General features: G+C 40.2%; 18 protein-coding genes and 1 tRNA gene. 9 read left to right on the forward strand and 10 right to left on the reverse strand.

Annotation, left to right across the window (positions count from 1 at the left end; genetic code table 11):
- Window positions 1-222: 222 nt before the first annotated feature.
- Window positions 223-1,170 (reverse strand): hypothetical protein, encoded by a 948-nt coding sequence (locus tag CLV57_RS03080; RefSeq protein WP_100339884.1) that lies wholly within the window; start codon window positions 1,168-1,170, stop codon window positions 223-225.
- A 93-nt stretch (window positions 1,171-1,263) separates the two neighbouring features.
- On the opposite strand from CLV57_RS03080, the gene CLV57_RS03085 reads away from it, so the two are divergent.
- Entirely contained in the window at window positions 1,264-2,367 is a 1,104-nt protein-coding gene (locus CLV57_RS03085; protein ID WP_169927054.1) for a glycosyltransferase family 4 protein, read from the forward strand.
- A 788-nt stretch (window positions 2,368-3,155) separates the two neighbouring features.
- Here CLV57_RS03085 and CLV57_RS03095 read toward each other — a convergent pair.
- The 5 genes from CLV57_RS03095 to CLV57_RS03110 form a co-directional block, all read right to left on the reverse strand.
- Window positions 3,156-3,229: transfer RNA gene (locus CLV57_RS03095), tRNA-Pro, on the reverse strand.
- 300 nt (window positions 3,230-3,529) lie between these two features.
- Window positions 3,530-3,988, reverse strand: a complete 459-nt coding sequence (locus CLV57_RS03100) for a nuclear transport factor 2 family protein (RefSeq protein WP_100339887.1) — start codon at window positions 3,986-3,988, stop codon at window positions 3,530-3,532.
- Window positions 3,989-4,219: 231 nt separating this feature from the next.
- The gene (locus tag CLV57_RS03105) at window positions 4,220-4,603 is read right to left on the reverse strand and encodes a response regulator (RefSeq protein WP_100339888.1); all 384 of its coding nucleotides are present in this window, start codon (window positions 4,601-4,603) and stop codon (window positions 4,220-4,222) included.
- A 217-nt stretch (window positions 4,604-4,820) separates the two neighbouring features.
- A complete protein-coding gene (locus CLV57_RS18670) occupies window positions 4,821-4,943 on the reverse strand; it encodes a hypothetical protein (protein ID WP_262497411.1) in 123 nt (40 codons plus the stop codon).
- 191 nt (window positions 4,944-5,134) lie between these two features.
- Window positions 5,135-5,308 (reverse strand): hypothetical protein, encoded by a 174-nt coding sequence (locus tag CLV57_RS03110; RefSeq protein WP_157799056.1) that lies wholly within the window; start codon window positions 5,306-5,308, stop codon window positions 5,135-5,137.
- A 352-nt stretch (window positions 5,309-5,660) separates the two neighbouring features.
- Here CLV57_RS03110 and CLV57_RS03115 point away from each other — a divergent pair, with 352 nt between their 5' ends.
- The 4 genes from CLV57_RS03115 to CLV57_RS03130 all read left to right on the forward strand — a co-directional run bounded on the left by CLV57_RS03115 (window position 5,661) and on the right by CLV57_RS03130 (window position 12,653).
- Window positions 5,661-8,051, forward strand: a complete 2,391-nt coding sequence (locus tag CLV57_RS03115; RefSeq protein WP_100339890.1) for a TonB-dependent receptor — start codon at window positions 5,661-5,663, stop codon at window positions 8,049-8,051.
- Window position 8,052: 1 nt separating this feature from the next.
- Window positions 8,053-9,222, forward strand: a complete 1,170-nt coding sequence (locus tag CLV57_RS03120) for a PepSY-associated TM helix domain-containing protein (RefSeq protein ID WP_100339891.1) — start codon at window positions 8,053-8,055, stop codon at window positions 9,220-9,222.
- A gap of 325 nt (window positions 9,223-9,547) precedes the next feature.
- Window positions 9,548-12,082: an ATP-dependent Clp protease ATP-binding subunit gene (locus CLV57_RS03125; protein ID WP_100339892.1), complete on the forward strand. Its 2,535-nt coding sequence runs from the start codon at window positions 9,548-9,550 to the stop codon at window positions 12,080-12,082.
- A 142-nt stretch (window positions 12,083-12,224) separates the two neighbouring features.
- Entirely contained in the window at window positions 12,225-12,653 is a 429-nt protein-coding gene (locus tag CLV57_RS03130) for a hypothetical protein (RefSeq protein ID WP_100339893.1), read from the forward strand.
- 71 nt (window positions 12,654-12,724) lie between these two features.
- On the opposite strand, the gene CLV57_RS03135 is transcribed toward CLV57_RS03130, so the two are convergent.
- The 4 genes from CLV57_RS03135 to CLV57_RS03150 all read right to left on the reverse strand — a co-directional run bounded on the left by CLV57_RS03135 (window position 12,725) and on the right by CLV57_RS03150 (window position 18,071).
- A complete protein-coding gene (locus tag CLV57_RS03135) occupies window positions 12,725-13,537 on the reverse strand; it encodes an enoyl-ACP reductase FabI (protein WP_100339894.1) in 813 nt (270 codons plus the stop codon).
- Window positions 13,538-13,713: 176 nt separating this feature from the next.
- The gene (gene recN / locus CLV57_RS03140; RefSeq protein WP_100339895.1) at window positions 13,714-15,366 is read right to left on the reverse strand and encodes a DNA repair protein RecN; all 1,653 of its coding nucleotides are present in this window, start codon (window positions 15,364-15,366) and stop codon (window positions 13,714-13,716) included.
- 132 nt (window positions 15,367-15,498) lie between these two features.
- A complete protein-coding gene (locus CLV57_RS03145; protein WP_100339896.1) occupies window positions 15,499-17,580 on the reverse strand; it encodes a M56 family metallopeptidase in 2,082 nt (693 codons plus the stop codon).
- 122 nt (window positions 17,581-17,702) lie between these two features.
- Window positions 17,703-18,071, reverse strand: coding sequence for a BlaI/MecI/CopY family transcriptional regulator (locus CLV57_RS03150; protein WP_100339897.1), 369 nt, complete (start codon window positions 18,069-18,071; stop codon window positions 17,703-17,705).
- Window positions 18,072-18,276: 205 nt separating this feature from the next.
- On the opposite strand from CLV57_RS03150, the gene modA reads away from it, so the two are divergent.
- From modA to CLV57_RS03170, 4 genes are all read left to right on the forward strand, one after another.
- Window positions 18,277-19,044 (forward strand): molybdate ABC transporter substrate-binding protein, encoded by a 768-nt coding sequence (gene modA, locus CLV57_RS03155; RefSeq protein WP_100341293.1) that lies wholly within the window; start codon window positions 18,277-18,279, stop codon window positions 19,042-19,044.
- 12 nt (window positions 19,045-19,056) lie between these two features.
- Complete coding sequence (gene modB / locus CLV57_RS03160; protein ID WP_100339898.1) at window positions 19,057-19,728, forward strand: molybdate ABC transporter permease subunit; 672 nt, start codon at window positions 19,057-19,059, stop codon at window positions 19,726-19,728.
- A complete protein-coding gene (locus CLV57_RS03165) occupies window positions 19,725-20,348 on the forward strand; it encodes an ATP-binding cassette domain-containing protein (protein ID WP_100339899.1) in 624 nt (207 codons plus the stop codon). The genes modB and CLV57_RS03165 overlap by 4 nt, the downstream gene beginning before the upstream one ends.
- A gap of 327 nt (window positions 20,349-20,675) precedes the next feature.
- On the forward strand, window positions 20,676-21,872 hold the full coding sequence (locus tag CLV57_RS03170; protein WP_100339900.1) for a cation:proton antiporter: 1,197 nt from the start codon (window positions 20,676-20,678) through the stop codon (window positions 21,870-21,872).
- Window positions 21,873-21,918 lie beyond the last annotated feature (46 nt).

The following is a 21,918-nucleotide window of genomic DNA, read 5'->3' on the forward strand; positions in this document are numbered from 1 at the left end:
ATATAGTAGTAAGTAATTTGAACCATGTTGGTTGGCTGTTACGTTTGCTAGGAACTATATTTTCTTTCAGTATATTCAACAACGAACAAATTTCGATTTTTCTTGTTTCCGCTAAATGATAGATAACAATATCGTGATTTCGTTGCTTGAGAAAATTAGCAAAATTATATATAAGTGCAGATTCATCGTCTCGTACTTCGGAAAACGATATAGTACAAATAGTTAGTACTCTCCGTTCACTATTTGTTCAACTAAGGATTCAAAATGATCTTGAAAAAGAAAATCAAATCCGTTCTCCCCTTCAGGAATTACGTTAATAACGTCAAAGGGCAATTCTAGTATTCTTGGAACTTTAAGCCCTTCCGCTAGCGAAAATGGAAATGACTGATTTCCGATGAAAAATTTGCATCCCTTAATCAATTCGGCTAATTGCAAAAAATCTGGAACCTGCAACCATTCTATCTCAGGGAGATCAACTTTCATCGCTTCGTACTCTTCTTTAACCCCTATAAATTTCAGACTCTGATATTGTGACAAGAATTTGTAGCTAATAGATGTGTTTTGGTAACGAAGACTTCTGTTGATTAAAATATAATCAGATGTTGCCAAATCTTGTTTTACAGTTATCCAGCTCTCATATAACTTAGGGTTTACTCCTAATATATAACCACACCAATGTGCAATATTACCACGATCCTGCGGAATTAGACCGGCTCTGAAATAATCTAAATCTATATCGACAGGCTGACCTGTATAAACTTCGCATGAGTTTATGTAGTTTTGTTGTTCAATAAGCGGAATAAGCATTGATGCCATCTTGCTATTCAACATAATGCCGCCTCCCGGGTGAGTAGCATAGTTAGGTAAATTTGCAGGACGGTCTGTTTTTAAGAATAGATTGATTTTGGTTTGAGTTAATTCCCAAAGTCTTTTTATAGTAGGTAAAGTATATATAATATCTCCCGCATGGCCACCGTGTACTAAATTAAGCTCTGTTGTGTGAGCAGTAATGGCTTTGATTTTAGAGAGGCTATTTAGCCTGCCTGACGAATTAACCCTAGCAGAGAAATTAAGATTTTTGTTATTAGCTATCTCCCATTTATACTCTTTGTATTTTACTCTGTTGGTATATTTCAGATAGAGCTTACCAAAAATGTTTTTCTTCTTCATATTTATTATTGACAAATATAACTGGTAAAATGGCTAATTGCATTCATAATACAATATCTATTGATGACATTTCATTCATTAACTTTGCTATCAATGCAAACATTTAGTTACGAATCTTTAAAGAAAAATATGCCACAACCATCTATTTTAGTAACCTTCGATTCCATGAAAGATATTAATTGCGGATATTTTTCTTTTGGAAAAGGTTTAGGCAATGCTCTAATAAAGGAAAACAAGTCCCGCTATAAATTTACGTTTTATTTATTTGCTAAAACGATCCCACTTTTTCAGGAAGCGGTATCGACGAGAAAACTAAGATTTTTTGATAAACTATTCTTCACAGGTAAAAACGATTATGATTTGGTGCACTTTACCGACCAGCGTGTTCGTCTTAATCCGTCAATGGTCAATGCTGTTAAAATAATGACCATTCACGACATGAATAAGGTTCATTTGAAAAAAAGCAAGCCTCATCGTATTCAAGCGTATTTGGATAAAATGAGAAAAAACATTAGCAAATGTGACCATATCGTAACTATTTCACAGTTTGTGGCAAACGATGTGATAAAATACTTTCCTGAAGCAAAAAATAAAATCATTGTAATTTACAACGGTGCAGATAAGTTAGAGTTGAAGGCTGGTCATAACCCTGCTTTCGTTCCGCAAAGGCCGTTTTTATTTACTATCGGACTTCTTTCCCCTCAAAAAGGGTTTCATTTATTACCTGCTTTATTGCAACATAATGATTTTGACTTAGTAATTTCAGGCACTGAAACACCACATAAGCAAAAAATCATCGAAGAAGCTATCAAATATAACTGCTTAGATAGAGTTCATATTACGGGCCCCATTTCTGACGATGATAAGGCCTGGTATTACAAAAATTGCAGTGCATTTATTTTCCCATCAAAAACTGAAGGCTTCGGCCTTCCTGTGATTGAAGCAATGAACTTTGGGAAACCAGTTTTTTTATCAACTTTTACTTCTTTACCAGAAATAGGCGGAGAATGTGCCTACTATTTTGAAAGTTTTGAGCCGGAAAATATACAAAAGGTCTTTACCGATGGATTGATTGATTTCAATAAAAGACGTAGGGAGCAAGAAATGATTGATCGTGCAAAAATGTTCACTTGGGAAAGAGCTGCAGAAGCTTATCTTAATCTTTATGAGAAATGTATGCACAGTCGAAAAAGTTAATCGTAGAATTGTAGACGTTTCATTAGATAATCAGGCAGCACTGCTTAGAGCTTTTGAGCGGAGTTAGCGGCCTAATATGTGCAGACTTACCCAAGCAGTAGTAGACTGCTTGGGTAAGTTTTTTTCAGGGATCGTCAGTTTATCATGCTCAACAAACGTTCCAAGCAATGCGCTTGTCATCGTCGATATTGCGGATGATGTCCTTATCTAGACATTTCAACGACTTCTTGCGCTGATTATAATCTTGCTTAAATATAATATAAAGTAGCCTGTTGGTATGATATCGCAGATATATACATCAGATTCAATATTACATGTAAAAGGTAATAAAAATGGTCGATTTCAAACTGTTCAAAGCTAAAACCTAACCCTTCTTTATCGTGCCGTTTTAATATGGCTTGAGCCTCAGTAAGTTTAGCTTCGAGGATCGTGTTACATTCTTTAAAAGTTTTACGAAATTTACCAAGTCCATTGTCTTCAAGCTCTGCTGGTTTCCAGTCTTCAACTTTACACCTTAGCTTCAAGGATTGATTAGTACCAATCTACTAATGGCGTAGAAACGGCTTATACGTTCATGGGTTACTCTTAATGCAACTGCATACTTGTTGTTAGAAAGCTTTTGATTGGTTTAATACTATAGCAATGGTAGCCATAACTGATTGTGTTATGACGAAACGAAGGTTAACATGGAGGTCAGCAAGGAGGTCGACAGCCATTAATAAAACCCAAAAAGAGCATACTCAAAAAGCTAAACCCTTCTAAATATGCTCCGATTGACTTTGTTTTCGTCGGGATGGCAGGATTTGAACCTACGACCTCCAGCACCCCATGCTGGCGCGATACCGGGCTACGCTACATCCCGTGTTGTTACTTAATACAATCAGTTGTTTGTGTTATTTACGCTCATCTAATATCAGGTTTAACAAATAGTTAATGAGGCATACTTGTTAGACCGCTGTAGTTAGTAAACAATTTAGGCATCAAATATAACCGAATTGGGCATAATTTACAATTGTAGGTTGCAATCTATATCGTTAACTGAACAAAACTGTGCAAGGAGTTGCCCGGCTAAAACTAATGTTAGTACAGCTATCAGCGTGTATAACGTATAATCTGCAAAATCCCACCTTGAGCCATTAAATATTTTATGACAATATTGTAATCAGTGCGGATTAGGAAAAAGAGTTTGATCTACCTCAGTACCTTGTCCGGCAACTCTGTTCCACTTACCATCTTTCTTGATGTACACCTCAATACGTCTCACCTTTAATGATACATCATGCCCATCAACCTGTAGTTCTACAGCGGCTAACCAGTTAACAATTGCAGTGTTTGCATTATATATCCTGATAAATTCACTGCCGGCAACCGGTGTTACCGATTTAAATACGAGCTTTTCCTGAGCACGAGCCCCTTTTAATTCTTCTTGTGTAAAGGAGATGTCTCCTTTTGCACCCACCATAATAATGTCTTTACCCAACGCGCTATTGCCGGGGCTATGCACAATAGCTTTTATTTCAGTACGCTCTTTAGGAAAACTAACGGTATCTATTTGAGCTTTTGCCGTCAGGAATGAAACACTGCAAAGAACGGTTATTAATAGATGTGATTTAATTTTCATGGATTAAATTTTCTCTAATATAAATAAATAGATAGCTAATAACGCTTAGATGAGCGTAAACATAAAGCAATAGGTATGACTCTGAATCTTACCTTATAAATAATGTAACTGGTTTAACGTCCGTATATTATTCCAAAACTTTTGATAGCGGTATTAATGAAGATGACGAATTAAGCTACTGGCCTAAAGGACCGAGTGCCACTAAAGAGGACATTTAAAAGATTCTTCACTTTAGCCCTCATCAAGCATACCATCAGCGTTCACCAGAAAGTTGTTAATGGTATCAATCAGATGTACCAGGTCAAATGGTTTGTCAATCACACCATCACAACAGTATTTGCTAAGGTCATCGTAAGGAGAGTGGTAAGAAGTAAATATAATTACCGGGATGTGGCACAAAGCCGGGTCGGCTTTGATCTTTTTACAAAGCTCACCGCCATGACCATCGGACAGTCTGAGATCTAACAAAATCAAATCCGGATGGAAAGATTCAGCAACAGGTAGTAAAGACAGTGCGCTTTTAATTCCTTTTACATAGTACCGCTCGTAAGCTAATACTTCAACTACGATATCAAGAATATCTTGATTGTCGTCAAGAACAAGAATTTTTTTCATGGCAATCGCTGTATTGGATTAGCAGAAAGCTGACAGCGATAAAGTCGTTCGGAGCAGCAGGTGTACACCAGTCTTCGCAAATCGACCGAGATCAGGGATCATCAATACAATTATTCAAATATAGGCATAAATTTTACTTATAAGAAAATAGTTTTATTATGACAACAATGTGATTGCGCCAATAACATTTCGACATTTTCAAATGGTTTGGGTTGGATTACTTAGCTGTGCATTCCTTCTCCTGCATTTCCATTAATCCATAACCTGCCGATACTACTATAACAGAAATAGATTTAATGCTTTGAAACTGTTTTTTGCTTTCTGCAAATGTGTCTGCCATCTAATTAGTAAAGCATTACATTCAGGATGATCAGGTCGGGCCTAACAGAGTGTATTATATTATAGATGTGATGTCCACTGTGTTGTTCAGTTACCGTATAGCCATCCTGACGAATATTTGACTAAGTACATCACGAAGGTCTGCATCATCATCTATCGCCAGTATCAGCTTGGACGCATTCATAGCATTTGTTAATCAAGTCCAACAGAAACGGTTAGCCAATTGAGGTATGGTTGAAGATACATTGTTGACTTAAAAGCACGAATGATAGTTATACGATGTGTGCTATCATCAAAGTACACTTCTACATAAAATGAATCAAGACTGTAAAGTTTTACATAGTGATCATCTGTGAGGTGATCCATAAGAAAAGTCCCTCCTGACAAGGCTTCCTTTTTCAAGGCCAGACTTAAACTGTTAAACTCATGCACATTCATCATAGCGTTTTTGTTAGTCTCACGCTGTCTAAACAAAAGGTGTGCCTTTTTGGCTGCTGTAGTTTACTTAGGATATTAAGTTAGCTAAAATAAAATGTGTAAATATGTTGAACCCAATACAATTAAACGCTCTTGATTTGTAACTCAGGTTTTCTGAATTCAACGTTTTGAGCATTTGGAGTGATAGAGTGGAACTGCAAAAAGGGGAATTTAAACACTCTTCTTTATAATTAGTCTAAATAAACTATCTTTGCACCATCTAAAAGAATACACAACAAGGATGCGACTTTTTATATTTTCAGTTACAAACACTTCATCAAAGCTGCGCTCTGCAGCGGGTTTTAAAACACTATTTATTCTTTCATTCATTTTACTTAACGCGGTTATAACTGTTGCGCAAAACGCAGGTTCATCAATAACTGGTACCGTTAAAAATACGCAGGGACAGCCATTGGCTTACGCTACAATTACCCTGTCAAAAGCTAAAAGTGGGCATACCGATGAGCAGGGTAAATTTTCGTTAACTGGTATTGTTGCGGGGTTACACAACATTAGCGTAAGCATGGTTGGCTATCAAACAGAAACAAAGAGGATTGAACTTACTGCGGATAGCAAAACTGATCTGACTTTCATCCTTCAGGAAGGCAGCGCCCTCTCTGAGGTTGTAGTGACGGCAGGTCGTAAAACCGAAAGCATAAAAGAGGTTCCATCATCTGTAAGTATATTGAATGCCAAACAGGTTAGGGAACAACTCAACGTCAATCCGTCTATAGCTTCTATTTTAGGCAATACCATACCCGGTTTGGGCATGGCAACCAATAAAGCAACCAATTCAGGCCAAACACTGCGCGGGCGTCAGGTGCTGGTGTTAATCGACGGTATACCACAATCAACACCGTTAATGAATGGCAGCCGCGATATCCGCACGCTTGACCCTGCTGTTATTGAACGTGTTGAAGTTATTAAAGGAGCTACTTCAATTTACGGCAATGGATCTGCCGGTGGTATAATTAACTTCATTACCAAAAAGCCAACAGTTGGTAAAACATTTAGCGGTGTTACAAGTGCAGGCGTTAGCGGAAACGTTGCTCATGCCGACAATACATTAGGTTACCGCTTCTCGCAAACATTTTCGGGTACGGTTAATCGTTTCTCCTACGTTGTGAACGGAACGGTAAATTACACGGGTGTTCAGCGCGATGCAGAGGGCAATGTTAACGCGCAGCCTGATGGGCTTGGCCAAAATCGCGCTTATAACGCATTTGTAAAATTGGGCTATACCATTAATAATAACAGCGTCATTACTGCTTCTTACAATTTATTCAGAAGCACGCAAAAAAGCGATTATGTTAATGTGATAGGTAAATATGGTAAAAACCCATCAGTAGGTCAAAAAGGAATTGATCCCGGTGAGCCTGCGGGTACGCCATACAATCATAATGTGTTGGTTTCCTATCAAAACAGGGCTCTGCCTTTAAATACAACTTTGGATCTGTCTGCCTACTATAATGGCTTTATCTCATTAAACAGATATGTGGCACAAGGCACAGCATGGTACGGCCCCGGGCAAACTAAGATACAGTCATTTAAAAAAGGAGTACGGGTAACATTGAATACCCCGTGGAAGCTGGGCAACTGGGGAGATGGTGAATTAACTTACGGTCTTGACTTTTTGAACGACCGCACCAACCAGATACTAACAGATGGCAGGGTTTATATTCCGGATATGAACATGGTTAACCTGGCGCCTTATGCTCAAATGAAGCTGGACGTTTTAACCAACCTTGTATTGAAAGCAGGTGTAAGATATGAGAATGCTACTGTGAAGGTAAAAGATTATAACACCATTGCCAGCGGCCCTAATGGCCAGGGGAGCATAGCTGTTACAGGTGGAAAAATACCTTATAATGCCACTACTTTTAATGCAGGTTTACGCTATAACAAGTTTTATATATTTAATCCGTTCGTGAGTTTTTCACAAGGTTTTGCAATTAATGAGTTAGGGCGGATTCTACGCAGCGCAACCAGCAACACGCTGGGTAGCATTACAACTGATCCTATTATAACCAACAACTATGAAGCCGGGTTTAGCAGCACTATTGGCAATTTAAATATTACCGCGGCTTACTTTATCAGTAAGTCAAACCTTGGCGCTAACCTGGTTGACAATGGCAGCGGAGTTTTAGTTGCACAGCGCGAGCCCGAGAATGTTCGCGGTTATGAGATCACTGCGGATTATACTATTAACCCTGTATGGTCGGTTGGTGGTAGCTACGCTTACGTTGAAGGAAAAGCAAGGCAATCAACCGGAAATGAGGTTTATTTAAATGGGTTGCGCATTGCTCCACCAAAGGCAACAGGTTATGTGGGTTTCCGCCCGGTGCAGGCATTTGATATGAAATTATTTTGGGTGTACTCCGGTGCCAGAGACCGGTTCGCAGTAAGATCTAACGGATTATATGCAAATAGCGAAGGGCCGGTTAAGCCGATACACCTGTTTAATCTGGCAGCCAATTATAAATTCAACAGTAAGCTATCAGCCGGATTAGGTGTTGAAAACTTACTGAACAGATCATACTATCCGGTAGTGAGCCAATACCGCGCTGTTGATGCCGAATATGTTAGAGGTAACGGAGCCACCATGAACCTTAACTTTAGCTATAGCTTTTAATATGGTAAAAAAAACTTTCCTATGGTTGCACAGATGGTTAGGGTTGTTAACAGGCCTGGTGGTGGTCATTGTGAGCATTACCGGTTGTATCAACGTTTTTGCCGACGAGCTGAAGGAATATTTTTACCACGACCGTTTTTTTAGAGTGGAGGACAAGAGTCCTCCATTGCCATTTAGTGTTTTGCGAAGTAATGCACAACATGCACTGGGTGATAAATATAAAATATCCCGTTGCGAGGTCTATCCGGCTAATAACCGTAACTGGATATTCAGAGCCACTTCAACAGATGCCGAAGCTATTGGGCATTGGAATTACTATAAGTACTATTACAGGGTTTATATAAACCCGGTAAGCGGGAAAGTTGCTTATGTGGAAGATACCCGGAATGAGTTTTTTCAGCTGGTTTTAAGCACGCACCTTAACCTGCTTTTAGGTGAATATATTGGCACATGGGTTACGGGTATTTCAGTCGCCTGCTTTTTGGTGATATTGATCTCCAGCGTTGTGATCTGGTGGCCCGCCAAATGGAAAAAGAAAACTTTAAAATCAAAATTAGCTGTTAAATGGGATGCTGGCAACAAGCGTTTTAATTATGACCTGCATACAGTGTTCGGCATTTATGCCTTAGTACCGCTATTTGTAATTTGCGTTACCGGGTTGGTGTTTGCATTTTCCTGGGCGGATAGTTCGGTTCAATATGTAGCTAACGGAGCAAAAACAATAAAGAAACGCAACATTCCAAAATCAACCCCTAATGCCGACTACAACTCGTTGGCAATGAATTATAGAATAGCCGGATTATTGAAAGCGCACGCTGATGCTGATGTTTTTTCCATCCGTTTTCGAGAAAAGCCAACCGACCCGCTTGATGTGCAGGTGCGGTTGGCAAAGAAGCGCACCCATTTTTTCCGGTGGTATTATTTCGATCGCAACAATGGTAAGCTCCTGCAAAATTATGGCAGCAGCGATATTAAAGGCGGCGAAAAGCTAAGAAGCATGAATTATGACCTGCACACCGGAGCATATGCTGGTATATTTACTAAACTTATTGCCTTTTCGGCATCACTAATTTGTGCCTCACTCCCCATAACCGGTTTTTATGTTTGGTGGCATAAGCGCCGCAAAAGCAAAAAACAGGTAGCTAAGGCACAGGTCCCTGCTGCTGTCTAATAATCAGCCTTTCTGTCATGTTCTGCCGTTTTGCCCGATGATTGATAATGCGTGGAAATATTGCCCGCATTTGTTAAACTATTTCCCGTAACGTGTATCATACAATAAGTTAACGGCAATTAAATGTAAAAAAAACAAGTGTTTTGCCTTTTTTAACAGATTAATGTTGCATAAAATTTAACTTTTAATAGATTGCACATCATAATAATGTCTGATTATTAAGAGGCCAGAAACTTGGCAATAATATTGTTGATAAGTTGGAAACACGCGCCACATACAATACAAACATTTTGGTATATTGTGGCGTATTAACATAGGAGAATATATGGAAGCTAAATTTTCGCCGCGGGTTAAAGATGTAATACAATACAGTAGAGAGGAGGCATTGCGTCTTGGACATGACTATATTGGCACAGAACATCTGTTACTGGGGCTTATAAGAGATGGTGACGGAGTAGCCATTAAGCTGCTCAAAGAACTGGCTGTTGATACCGCCAGGCTTCGTCGCTCTGTTGAAGACGCTGTAAAAGGAACTATAGGAACTAACGTACATATTGGCAGCATACCGCTTACCAAGCAAGCTGAGAAAGTATTGAAGATAACTTACCTTGAGGCTAAGATTTTCAAAAGTGATGTAATTGGCACAGAACACTTACTGTTGTCAATCCTTCGCGATGAAGATAATATCGCATCACAAATTTTGATGCAGTTTAATGTTAACTACGAAATATTTAAAGGCGAAGTGGAAGCACACAAAAACAACATAACCGACGAAATGCCGGGATCGCCTACAGGTGGCGATGACGACTTCAAAGAAGAAGAAGCATTCAATCAGCCTAAAAAGGTATCAGACATTAAATCAAAAACACCGGTTCTTGACAACTTTGGCCGTGATTTAACCCGCGCTGCCGAAGACGGTAAACTTGACCCGATTGTTGGTCGTGAGCAGGAAATTGAGCGTGTATCTCAAATCTTGTCTCGCCGTAAAAAGAATAACCCAATATTAATTGGTGAACCGGGCGTTGGTAAGAGTGCCATTGCCGAAGGTTTAGCTTTGCGTATAGTACAGCGTAAGGTATCGCGCGTATTGTTCAACAAACGTGTGGTTACGCTAGATCTTGCATCTTTAGTAGCGGGTACAAAATACCGCGGTCAGTTTGAGGAGCGTATGAAAGCCGTTATGAACGAGCTGGAAAAATCTCCTGACGTGATCTTGTTCATTGATGAGATACATACCATTGTTGGCGCGGGTGGTGCTTCAGGCTCACTGGATGCTTCAAATATGTTCAAACCAGCTTTAGCCAGGGGCGAGATACAATGCATTGGCGCAACTACTTTAGATGAGTATCGTCAGTACATTGAAAAAGATGGCGCCTTAGACCGTCGTTTCCAAAAGGTAATGATTGAGCCTGCATCTATCAGCGAAACCATTGAGATACTGAACAGGATAAAAGAAAAATACGAAGAGCACCACGGGGTAACTTATACCCAGGAAGCTATTGAGGCCTGCGTTAATTTAACTACCCGTTATATTACAGACAGATTTTTACCTGATAAAGCTATTGATGCTTTAGATGAAGCCGGTTCACGCGTTCACTTAACCAACATCCACGTTCCGCAGGAAATATTGGATATTGAAAATAAAATTGAGCAGATAAAGCTTGAGAAAAATAAAGTAGTACGCAGCCAGAAATATGAAGAAGCTGCCAAACTGCGCGATACCGAGAAACATTTATTGGAAGAGTTGGAGCAAGCTAAAGGTGTTTGGGAGGCCGAAACAAAATCTAAACGTTACACTGTAACTGAAGACAATGTTGCCGAGGTTGTAGCCATGATGACCGGCATACCGGTACAGAAAGTTGGCCAGGCCGATAGCCAGAAATTGCTTAATATGTCTGAAAAGATCGGTAAAAAAATCATCGGTCAGGATGACGCGGTTAAAAAACTGGCCCGTGCTATACAACGTACCCGTGCCGGTTTAAAAGATCCTAAAAAACCAATTGGTTCTTTCATCTTTTTAGGTCCTACAGGTGTTGGTAAAACAGAATTGGCTAAAGAGCTTGCTCGCTTCATGTTTGATACTGAAGACGCGCTTATACAAATTGACATGAGCGAGTACATGGAAAAATTCGCGGTATCTCGTTTAGTTGGAGCGCCTCCGGGCTATGTGGGTTATGAAGAAGGCGGACAGTTAACGGAGAAAGTACGCAGAAAACCATATGCTGTTGTATTGTTAGATGAGATAGAGAAAGCTCACCCTGATGTGTTTAACATTTTGTTACAGGTGTTAGATGAAGGTCAGTTAACCGACTCGTTGGGCCGTAAAGTTGATTTCAGGAATGCTATCATAATCATGACATCAAACATCGGCGCCCGTCAGTTGAAAGATTTCGGACAAGGTGTTGGTTTCAGCACAAACGCCCAAACTACCCAAGCTGATGCTCATTCACGCGGCGTAATTGAGAACGCTTTAAAACGCGCTTTCGCTCCGGAGTTTTTGAACCGTATTGATGATGTGATCGTATTCAACTCATTAGGAAAAGAAGAGATTTTCAAGATCATTGATATTGAGTTAGCTTCATTGTTTGGACGCGTTCATGCTTTAGGTTACCAAATTGAGTTGACCGAAGCAGCCAAAGATTTCATTGCAGATAAAGGTTATGATTCACAATTTGGTGCCCGTCCGTTAAAACGTGCTATTCAAAAATACCTGGAAGATCCAATTGCAGAAGAAATTTTGAAAGGTGAACTTGGCGAGGCAGAGTTGATGGTTGTTGATTATGACAAAGACACTAACGAGATCAAGGTTTCAGCAAAAAAAGCTTCAGGCAAGGAGCCTAAACAGGAAGAACAGGATTAATTTGTTAAAGCAATAAATAGTAAAGTCCCGGTAGGAAACTGCCGGGACTTTTTTTGTGCCTTTTAAATATGCAATTATTAAAACCTTTGCTTAAACCTTTTGGTTTCTTATATATCATACTGGTAACAAATTTAAGGCACTTATGAAAAAAAGTTTATTATTCCTGATAGCTGTTGTGTTTGTGGCGGCTATCTCATCATGCAAAAAAACGTATGTAACTCCCGACTCCACAAATACCAATACAACAGTATTCAGAACTATAAAGGCAAACGCCTGGGTGTTGGATCAGGCTGAAGGCGCTTACAAAGCTGAACTATCTGTACCGCAGTTAGACCAGCAATACAATGACAATGGTGCTATATTGGTTTACATCTCTTACGGATCGGTAAGTAACGCTCCTGTTTATGAGCAGATACCTGAGGTTTATCAAGGCGCTTCATTTAGTTTTTATCATACCGACGGAAAAGTGGTGATCTTTTCACAAACACCGGGAGGCAATCCGGCCACTCCGCCTAATCAGGATGTTTTGATAAAAATTGTATTGATAGATTCTAACAAATCTAACGGGTAACAAAGAAACATATAAAACAAAAGGCCCTTCCGTTTATCGGAGGGCCTTTTGTTTTATATGCGAAAGCATGATTATTTTTCCATTTGCTCTATGATCTCTTTAGTTACGCCGGTGTAAGAGAAACCACCATCATGAAATAAATTCTGCATGGTTACCATGCGGGTAAGATCAGAGAATAACGAAACGCAATAGTCAGCGCACTGAGCCGCATCTGCATTACCCAGCGGACTCATTTTTTCGGCATAATTAATAAAGCCATCAAAGCCTTTAACACCTGAACCTGCAGTGGTACGGGTTGGCGACTGCGATACTGTATTTACACGTACTTTTTTCTTGGTGCCATAAAAGTAACCAAAGTTGCGGGCAATGCTTTCTAAAACCGCTTTGTTATCAGCCATGTCATTATAATCAGGGAATACACGCTGCGCGGCAATATAAGTTAAGGCCACTACAGAACCCCACTCGTTAATGGCATCCATTTTCATGGCTGTTTGCAGCACACGGTGTAAGCTTAAAGCCGATATATCAAAACCCTTGTGGGTAAAATCGTAGTTGTTTTCGTAATAAGGAAGACCTTTACGCACGTTTACGCTCATACCTATTGAATGCAAAACAAAGTCAACGCCACCGCCAAAGTGCTCCATGGTTTTGGTGAACAGATTGTTAAGGTCGTCGTTATTGGTAACATCGGCGCCAATAACAGGGGCGTTGCATTCTTCAGCAAGTTTATTTAGTTCGCCCATGCGTAAAGCAATAGGGGCATTGCTCAATACAATTTCTGCACCCTCCTGCACCGCGCGCTGCGCAACTTTCCAGGCTATTGACTGCTCGTTTAACGCACCGAAAATGATGCCTTTTTTTCCTTTTAATAAATTATAAGCCATTTATTTAAGTTTGATTATAATGGGGCAAAGGTATGTATTTTCTTAAATAGTATGATATTGAATTACTAAGCATTGCGATAGTTCTAATACCGAACATAGAATGCCGAATATCGAACGCCGAAGTCGCTTCATCATTCAATATTCGACTTTCGATATTCAATGTTCCCCTTTAGGGGTTAGATCGCTAATAGTTCCTTAGCATTTTTCAGCGCGCTTTCTCCTGGGTTATCACCGCTTAGCATTTTTGCAATCTCGGTTACACGTTCGTTATTGCTTAGCTGTTTTATGCGGGTGTAAGTAGCGGTGGAGCTATCGTCTTTATAAACATAGTAATGCGCTTTTCCCTTACTGGCAATTTGCGGCAGGTGCGTAATGGTGATAACCTGCAGGTTTTGAGCCAATTGCTCCATGATGATCCCAACACGATTGGCCACCTCGCCGGAAACCCCTGTATCTATTTCATCAAAAATAATGGTAGGCAAAGCAGTGTACTTGGCAATAAGCGCTTTAATGGCCAGCATCAAACGCGACAGCTCTCCGCCTGATGCCACCTTGCTCATCTCGGCCAAAGCATGTCCTTTGTTAGCCGAGAACAGAAAACGAACCGCATTAGCGCCGTCTTTTTCTAACGCCGTATCAGTTAAATTGATGGAGAGGGCAGAGTTTGCCATGCCCATTTCGGCCAGGTTTTGTAGCACCTGCTTTTCAATCTCAGGGATTGCTTTAGTGCGTCCGGCAGATAATTTCGCAGCTAGGCCCTCAAGCTCTTTGCGTTGTTCAACTAATTGCTTTTGCAGTTTTTCAATGGCTTCATCGCCAAAAACTGCATGTTGTATTTTGTCAGATAGATCGGCTTGCAAGGCCAATAATTCGGAATTGCTGCTAACACGATGTTTCTTTTGAAGATTATAAATGATGGTTAGTCTGTTGTTGATCTCATCTGCGCGGGCTTCATCGGTAAAAGTACGTTGCTCAATATTTTCAATTTCGGCAACCACATCCTTTAACTCAATAACAGTACTGTTAAGGCGCTCGCGCAGTAATTCAATGTCGGCATTAAATTTAGCTGCGCTTACCAACTGGTTCATTGCCTCCCGTAGTTGCAACAGCACAGCTGTTTCGCTATCCTGCAACAAAAAGCCTGCATTTAATAAGTTGCGTTTTATTTCTTCGGCATTGTTGAGGGTGTAAAGTTCTTTCTCCAGTTTTTCCTGTTCATCTTCAATCAAAGTAGCTTTCTCCAATTCATCAAATTGGAATTGGTAATAGTCCAGGTCAGCTTTGGCTTTGTTGCTTTCTTCTATCAGCTTTTTTAAACGATTGTTGTCTTTTTTATACTGACTGAATTTTGTGCGGTGATTATCCAGCAAAGGTTGATGCCCAGCTGCTGCATCAACCACCATTAACTGAAACAGTGGGTTGTTGATCTCTAAAGTTGCGTGCTGCGAATGGATATCTATCAGTTTTTCGCCAAGCGTTTTTAGAATAGTAAGGTTAACCGGTGTGTCATTTATAAAAGCTCTTGACTTACCATCAGCAGATATTTCGCGCCTTAGTACAGTCTCTACCTCATAATCCAGGTCGTTTTCCTCAAAAAAGGTTTTTAAATGGAAGGCTTCAATTTTAAATAACCCTTCTATAATACATTTTTTTTGCTGATTGAAGAAGTAACGGCTCTCTGCCCGCTGACCTAATATAAGCGACAGCGCGCCAAGTACAATTGATTTACCGGCACCGGTCTCGCCCGTCATAATATTCAGGCCCTTATCAAAAACAATCTCCAGGTCATCAATTAAAGCATAGTTACTGATACTTAGTTTTTGCAGCATACAGGCGTGTGTTTATAAAGGTACTAAATTACAAAAACACCCGTTTTGTTGAGGTGTTGCTAAAATTTTTTGCAAAAATAAAGGACCGGCGTACGGGCCGGTCCTTTTCAAACTAAATAAACTAACAGATCATTATAAAGATTTTGCCGGTGTTACAGGCGCTGGTTTAACCGCCGGAACAACAGGAGCCGATTTTGCTTCAGGCGCTTCTTTAGCCTCAGGTTGTTCTGGAGCTTCCGGTGCCTCGGGAGCTTCAGGTACTTCACGCAATTCAGGTATCTTTTTTAGGGCATCTTTTAGATCCTTTATTGCTTTTTTGTAATCAGCACTATTTTTAAACTTCTTGGCTATCTCTGATGCTTTTTGGGCAATTTCTTTCTGTTGATTGCGCCATTCAGGGCTGGTAACCATTTTCTTCGTTATCTCCGCCACTTTCATGCCTTGTTCTTGTGCGGCTTTCTGTTGCTTTTTCAATTCAGCGTTTGCTGTGCTTGAGCCAAGTTCCAAAGCACGCATACTTAACTCTACTGTGTTTTTTACAAAATCATCCTGCGTATTTTTCCACTCGGGGCTATCAAAATATTTAGCCATGTCCTCAGCACTTTTCTCAATATCTTCCTGTTGCTTCTTCCACTCAGGACTATTAAACTTTTTAGCCATTTCTTCAGCCTGCTTTTCCATTGCTGCCTGCTGTTTCTTCCAATCCTTACTTTCAAACTTTTTGCTCATGGCAATCGCTTGCTTTTCTATCTCTTTTTGCTGTTTTTTCCATTCAGGGCTATTAAAGCGTTTTGCCATTTCTTCGGCATTTTTTTCAATATCCGCCTGATGCTTTTTCCAATCCTCGCTTTCAAAGTAAGTGTTCATGCGTGCTAAAGCAGAGTCTCCTCTAAATTTATATCTGAAGTTAAAATCGCGTGCATTTAGTTCCTGCCTTACTTCAGCCGGTAGATCAGCAGCGGAGGTATACTCTTTTTGGATACCTTTGTCATCCACAATTATTATTCGGAATTTCCCGGGCTTGCTGATTGTATCGCTAAGGCGGCTTAGTATTGTATCACTATAAACAACCTTAACTGTGTGTTTTTTAGGTTTTACTGTAGCAGCGTTTTCCTGTGCGCTCTTTTCGGCAGAACCAATATCGCCACCCGATGCAAACGCGCTCAGTGCATGTAATGCCGGGTCAAGGTTTTTTACTTTGAGTTTTCCGTCTTCAACTTTAGGGTTCAACCAAGCTATGCTGGTTATGCCAAAGGTAAGTGCCAGTACAGTAACCAGTACCGGACGAATATTTATGGTGTGTTTTTTAGTTTTCATGATTCTTTCAATGCGGTTAAGTAATTCAAATTTTCGCTTACCGGTAGCAGCAAGGGCCAGTTGCCATTGGTATTGCTTGTTTTCTTCTAATTTTAGCAGGGTTTGTGCGTAAATAAAAGGTCTGCTGGTTGTTTCAATCACCAGGTCGTCACAGCTGTGCTCTCTTTCCTCGCTGATAACTTTACAGATCAGCCGGGCAAAGGGATTAAAGAAAAGCATAACGCTTATAACCTGTTGAATGAAGTTGTGAAGGTAATCGTTGCGTTTAACGTGGGCCAGTTCATGCAACAATATGGCTTCAACTTCTTCGGTATTTAAATAGCAGGATAAAGATACCGGTAGCAATATTATGGGTTTTAAAAAGCCGGTTACACAAGGCACATCAACCCACTCACTAAATGCGGCCTCAACTTTTGTTTTAATGTTAAGCTGAGCAGATAATCTGCGTATTGATTGTGAGAATTCTGTTTGTGTAACATACTTTCTTATCTGGTAAATATTATTCCACGCAAAAGCGAGTTTCAGCGTGTTAAACACAAGCCCAACTACATACAACACAGTTACATACGGCATATAGCCGGCAATGGTTAAATAGTATTTATTAACCGGAGCCTGCGCATAGCCTGCCGGCAGCACAGGCAGCATAGCCGGGTTAATGGTAACCGGAGTATTTGATTGCCATTCGTAATTAATGAGTTGTAAAAACAGGGTGTATAAAAACCATGCTAAAACAGTAGTAAGTGCGCCAAAGGCTACGCGATATCTGACCGCGGCTGGTACTTTAGGAAAAACCAATATAAATATGCGCAACAGCATATATATAATAAGCCCTTGCCACAGTGAGTGTACCACCGTTATGCCTAAAACCTGACTGATGTTGTAACACAGATTTTCCATGATATTACCTATTTCGGATTGCGGATGTTCGATTTCGGATTTGTTTTAACTCACTATGCATCAACCAATCTTCAATCTTCAACTATTTAGTTTTCTAATTACTAATCTCCTATCACTTATCTCTACTCTTCGAATTGCTTCAAATATTGCCTTATCGCATCCAACTCATCAGTCGATGCTCTGTGCTGCCCCAACGCCTGAATTACCAGATCGGCGGTGGAACCTTTAAATACCGTATTAATAATTTTATCCAGCGCGCTGCTTTGTGCCTGTTCCCTGCTTATTAAGGCTTTATATACATGTGTTTTGGCCGTAGTGTCGCGCTCTACCAAACCCTTATCGTGCATTATCTGCATCAACTTAAGTGTGGTAGTATAACCGGCATCTTTATTTGCAGCCAGTTCTTCGTGCACTTCACGTACGGTACATTGGCCCTTTTTCCAAATCACCTGTAAAATTTCCAGCTCGCTTTCTGTGGGTTTTAGTTCCATTTTTATTTGTATACGAATATCTTCGTACAAAGATGTACGATTGCTTTCGTATATCCAAGAGAAACGCAAAATATTTTTTAAATATTTTTATTTACCGTTATTTGCACCTATATAAGTAGCCTGAGAACTCAAATTGTTACAGGTAAAAACCGGAAAACAGACGATCCTGCTTCCATTGCATTTATAAAGTTAAATGATTGATGCCATGAGCTTTCAAGGTCTGGGCGCTGTAGTTAAGCGCTTGTTAATTACAATAGTATTTTTTTCCGTCGCGTTTGCAAATAGCTTGGGGCAAGGCGTTCGTGTAGCTACGGCAGCCAATCTTCAAAGCGTTATTGGGGCATTAAAAGCTGATTTTAAAAAAAGATCGGGCATCGCAATTGAGCCTATTGTAGGCTCATCGGGCAAATTGGTGGCACAGATAAATAACGGGGCGCCGTTTGATGTTTTTCTTTCTGCTGATATGGATTTTCCACAAGCACTTTATAAAAAGGGCCTTGCGACGAAAGCACCCGTTGCTTACGCTTTTGGAAAACTGGTAATATGCAGCAGGCAAAACATTGGGTTTGCTAACTGGGAACGGGATTTACTTGCCCCGGTTGTAAAGAAAATTGTTATAGCCAACCCAGATGTAGCACCCTACGGCGTCGCGGCAAAGGAGGCATTACAAACACAAGGAATATTTGATGATGTGCAATCAAAATTGGTATTTGGCGAAAGCATAGCGCAGGTGAATACTTATATAACCACAGGCGTAGTTGATGTTGGGTTTACCAGCCAGGCATTGATCAATGATCCGGCTAATAAAGCAAAGTTGTACTGGCAGGCTATAGACCCAAAGCTGTATACGCCTATTGAGCAGGGGATGATACTATTAAATCGGGCAAGTAAAAATGCCGGAGCGTTAAAGTTTTATAATTACCTGCAAAGTGCTGATGCCAAGCGCATATTTGCTAAATATGGATATAAATAAGCTTTGCTGACTATGGACCTATCTCCCATCTGGCTTACTTTAAAATTGGCAGCAATAACAACGCTACTGTTGTTCCTGATAGGGTTGCCGTTGGCCTGGTGGTTATCTAAGGGCAGGTCGGTATTTAAAATAATAATTGAGGCATTGCTAACCATGCCTTTGGTACTGCCGCCGTCTGTTTTGGGTTTTTACCTGTTGCTGGCTTTTAGTCCGCAGCAGGGAGTTGGCAAATGGCTGCAGGAAGTTTTTGATATACAATTGGTGTTCTCGTTTAAAGGCTTGGTGCTCGCCTCTGTTATTTACAGCATGCCTTTTATGATAGGACCGATCAAATCAGCACTGCAACAACTGCCATCATCATTAGCGCAGGCATCTTACACATTAGGCAAAACCCAGTGGCAAACATTCAAAAGTATATTGTTACCTAACATCAAACCGTCGGTTTTAACAGCATTGGTACTAACATTCGCGCATACGTTGGGTGAGTTTGGTGTGGTGTTGATGATAGGCGGGAACATCCCGAACGTTACAAGAGTTGCATCCATAGCAGTTTACGATTCGGTTGAGCGGATGGATTATGCATCCGCCAATGCTTATTCGTTTATCCTGTTCGCACTTACTTTTGTAATGGTGGTGGGGGTGTTCATTTTTAACAGGTATCACGCAAAAAGTCCGTTGGAATGATAAGTGTAGCTATTGAAAAGAAGTTAAAAGGCTATGCCGGGGCAGGTACTTTAAAAGTGCAGCATCAGTTTGCAACGGGTAGCGTTACGGCGATCCATGGCCCATCGGGTGCAGGCAAAACAACTTTCTTAAAAATTGTTGCAGGATTAACTTCCCCTGAAAACGGCTTAATCACTGTTAACGAACAGGTTTGGTTAGATACGGCACGAAAAGTAAACCTCAGTCCGCAGCAAAGGCGGTTAGGTTTTGTTTTTCAGGATTATGCCTTGTTCCCCAACATGTCGGTAACAGAGCACATGCAATATGCCACCAACGACAAAGATTGGATAGACTACCTGTTAAAGGCAGGTAAACTGGAAACGCTTACTAAACATCAACCTGCTTACCTATCAGGAGGGCAGCAACAGCGGTTAGCCATTTTGCGTGCGTTAGCTATAAAGCCGCAAATTATTTTAATGGATGAGCCATTTTCGGCACTAGATAAATTGACTAAAAATGAGCTGATAATTGAACTGTCAGCTGTCTTCAAAACCTTAAAATCAACGGTTTTGGTGGTTACACATAATCCTGATGAACTTTCTAGAATTGCTGATGAAGAACTTTATATATCAGCTATTTAATACTAAGAATAGAAATCAAACTTATTATGGTATATATATTATATTATAAAACATAAAGCAAGTTTCCACTGTGAGGTTGTATATAGAGCAAAACAATAATAACACATATTAAATTTAATAGGTATATTTGGTATATAATTATAGAGAAGAGACCCTATATCTCCTTTACCTGAAACAGCTTACAGCTATACAACATTGCCGTATTTATTACGGCATTTTTGTTTAACAGGCTTTTATCTGCTAAGGATACTTCATCAAATTTTTCAAACATTAATCCACAATTTCCTATTTAAGGTTAAATTGCCGACTGGCAGCAGTTAATAATATATGACGGTAGGGATTATACTCACACTATGCATTCTGGTTTTACTGGCTTATGTATTTGATTTCACATCAGCTAAAACCAAAATTCCATCGGTAATACTGTTGTTAGGTCTTGGGTATTTGGTTAAGCAGTTATGCTATGCTTTTAACATTATACTATTTGACCTAAGCGGCATGTTACCCATATTGGGCACCATAGGATTGATATTGATTGTTTTGGAAGGCTCATTGGAACTAGAACTGAACAGCGAGAAACTTCCGCTAATTAGGAAATCAGTGTGGGTGGCGTTTCTCCCTATTATTTTAATTTCATTCGGGGTAGCATTAACCATGCATTACCAGTTTGGTTATGATCTCAGACGCGCTTTGGCAAATGCTATTCCGCTGGCTATCATCAGTAGTTCAATAGCCATACCCAGCACACGCAATTTTACTGCAGAACAGCGGGAGTTTGTTATTTACGAAAGCAGTATTTCTGACATACTTGGTGTTATCTTTTTCAATTTCATTACGCAGCATACCAGCTTCGGCTTGCTTTCCTTCGGGATGTTCTTTGCCGAATTGATCATTATTATCCTGATCTCGTTTGTTGCCACCGGCGCGCTTTCGTTTATGTTGAGCAGATTGCAGCATCATGTAAAGTTTGTGCCCATCATGTTTCTGGTGATATTGATCTACGAGATATCAAAAGTATTCCATTTACCATCACTGGTTTTCATCCTGGTTTTCGGTTTGTTCCTGAACAATCTGGACAAATTAAGACACATAGCTTTTATTCAGAAATTAAAGCCTAAAGTGTTGAGGGTTGAGGTGCATAAATTTAAAGAGCTCACCATCGAAGCCACCTTTTTAGTACGGGCACTATTTTTCCTGCTGTTTGGTTTTTTAATAGAAACGCGTGAATTAATTGCCACCGATACACTGGCATGGTCTGTTGGTATTACTGCCGGTATCTTCCTGATACGTGCCGTTGTTTTAAAATTAGCGAAAATGCCATTGATGCCATTGGTGTTCGTTGCGCCACGTGGGTTGATCACCATTTTGCTTTTTCTTTCGCTGCCTTTGGCATTCAGGATACCCTTAATAAACCGCCCGATGATCATTCAGGTCATTGTACTTTCGGCATTGGTATTAATGGTGGGTGCACTTTTAAATAAGCGCCCGGTTACAGAGGAAGAGCCATCCGAATACCCGGCATAATTTAATGAGAAGTAAAGAGGGGCTGCAATTTACATTGTAGCCCCTC

The organism is Mucilaginibacter auburnensis, from assembly GCF_002797815.1.
In the GTDB taxonomy this organism is placed as follows: domain Bacteria; phylum Bacteroidota; class Bacteroidia; order Sphingobacteriales; family Sphingobacteriaceae; genus Mucilaginibacter; species Mucilaginibacter auburnensis.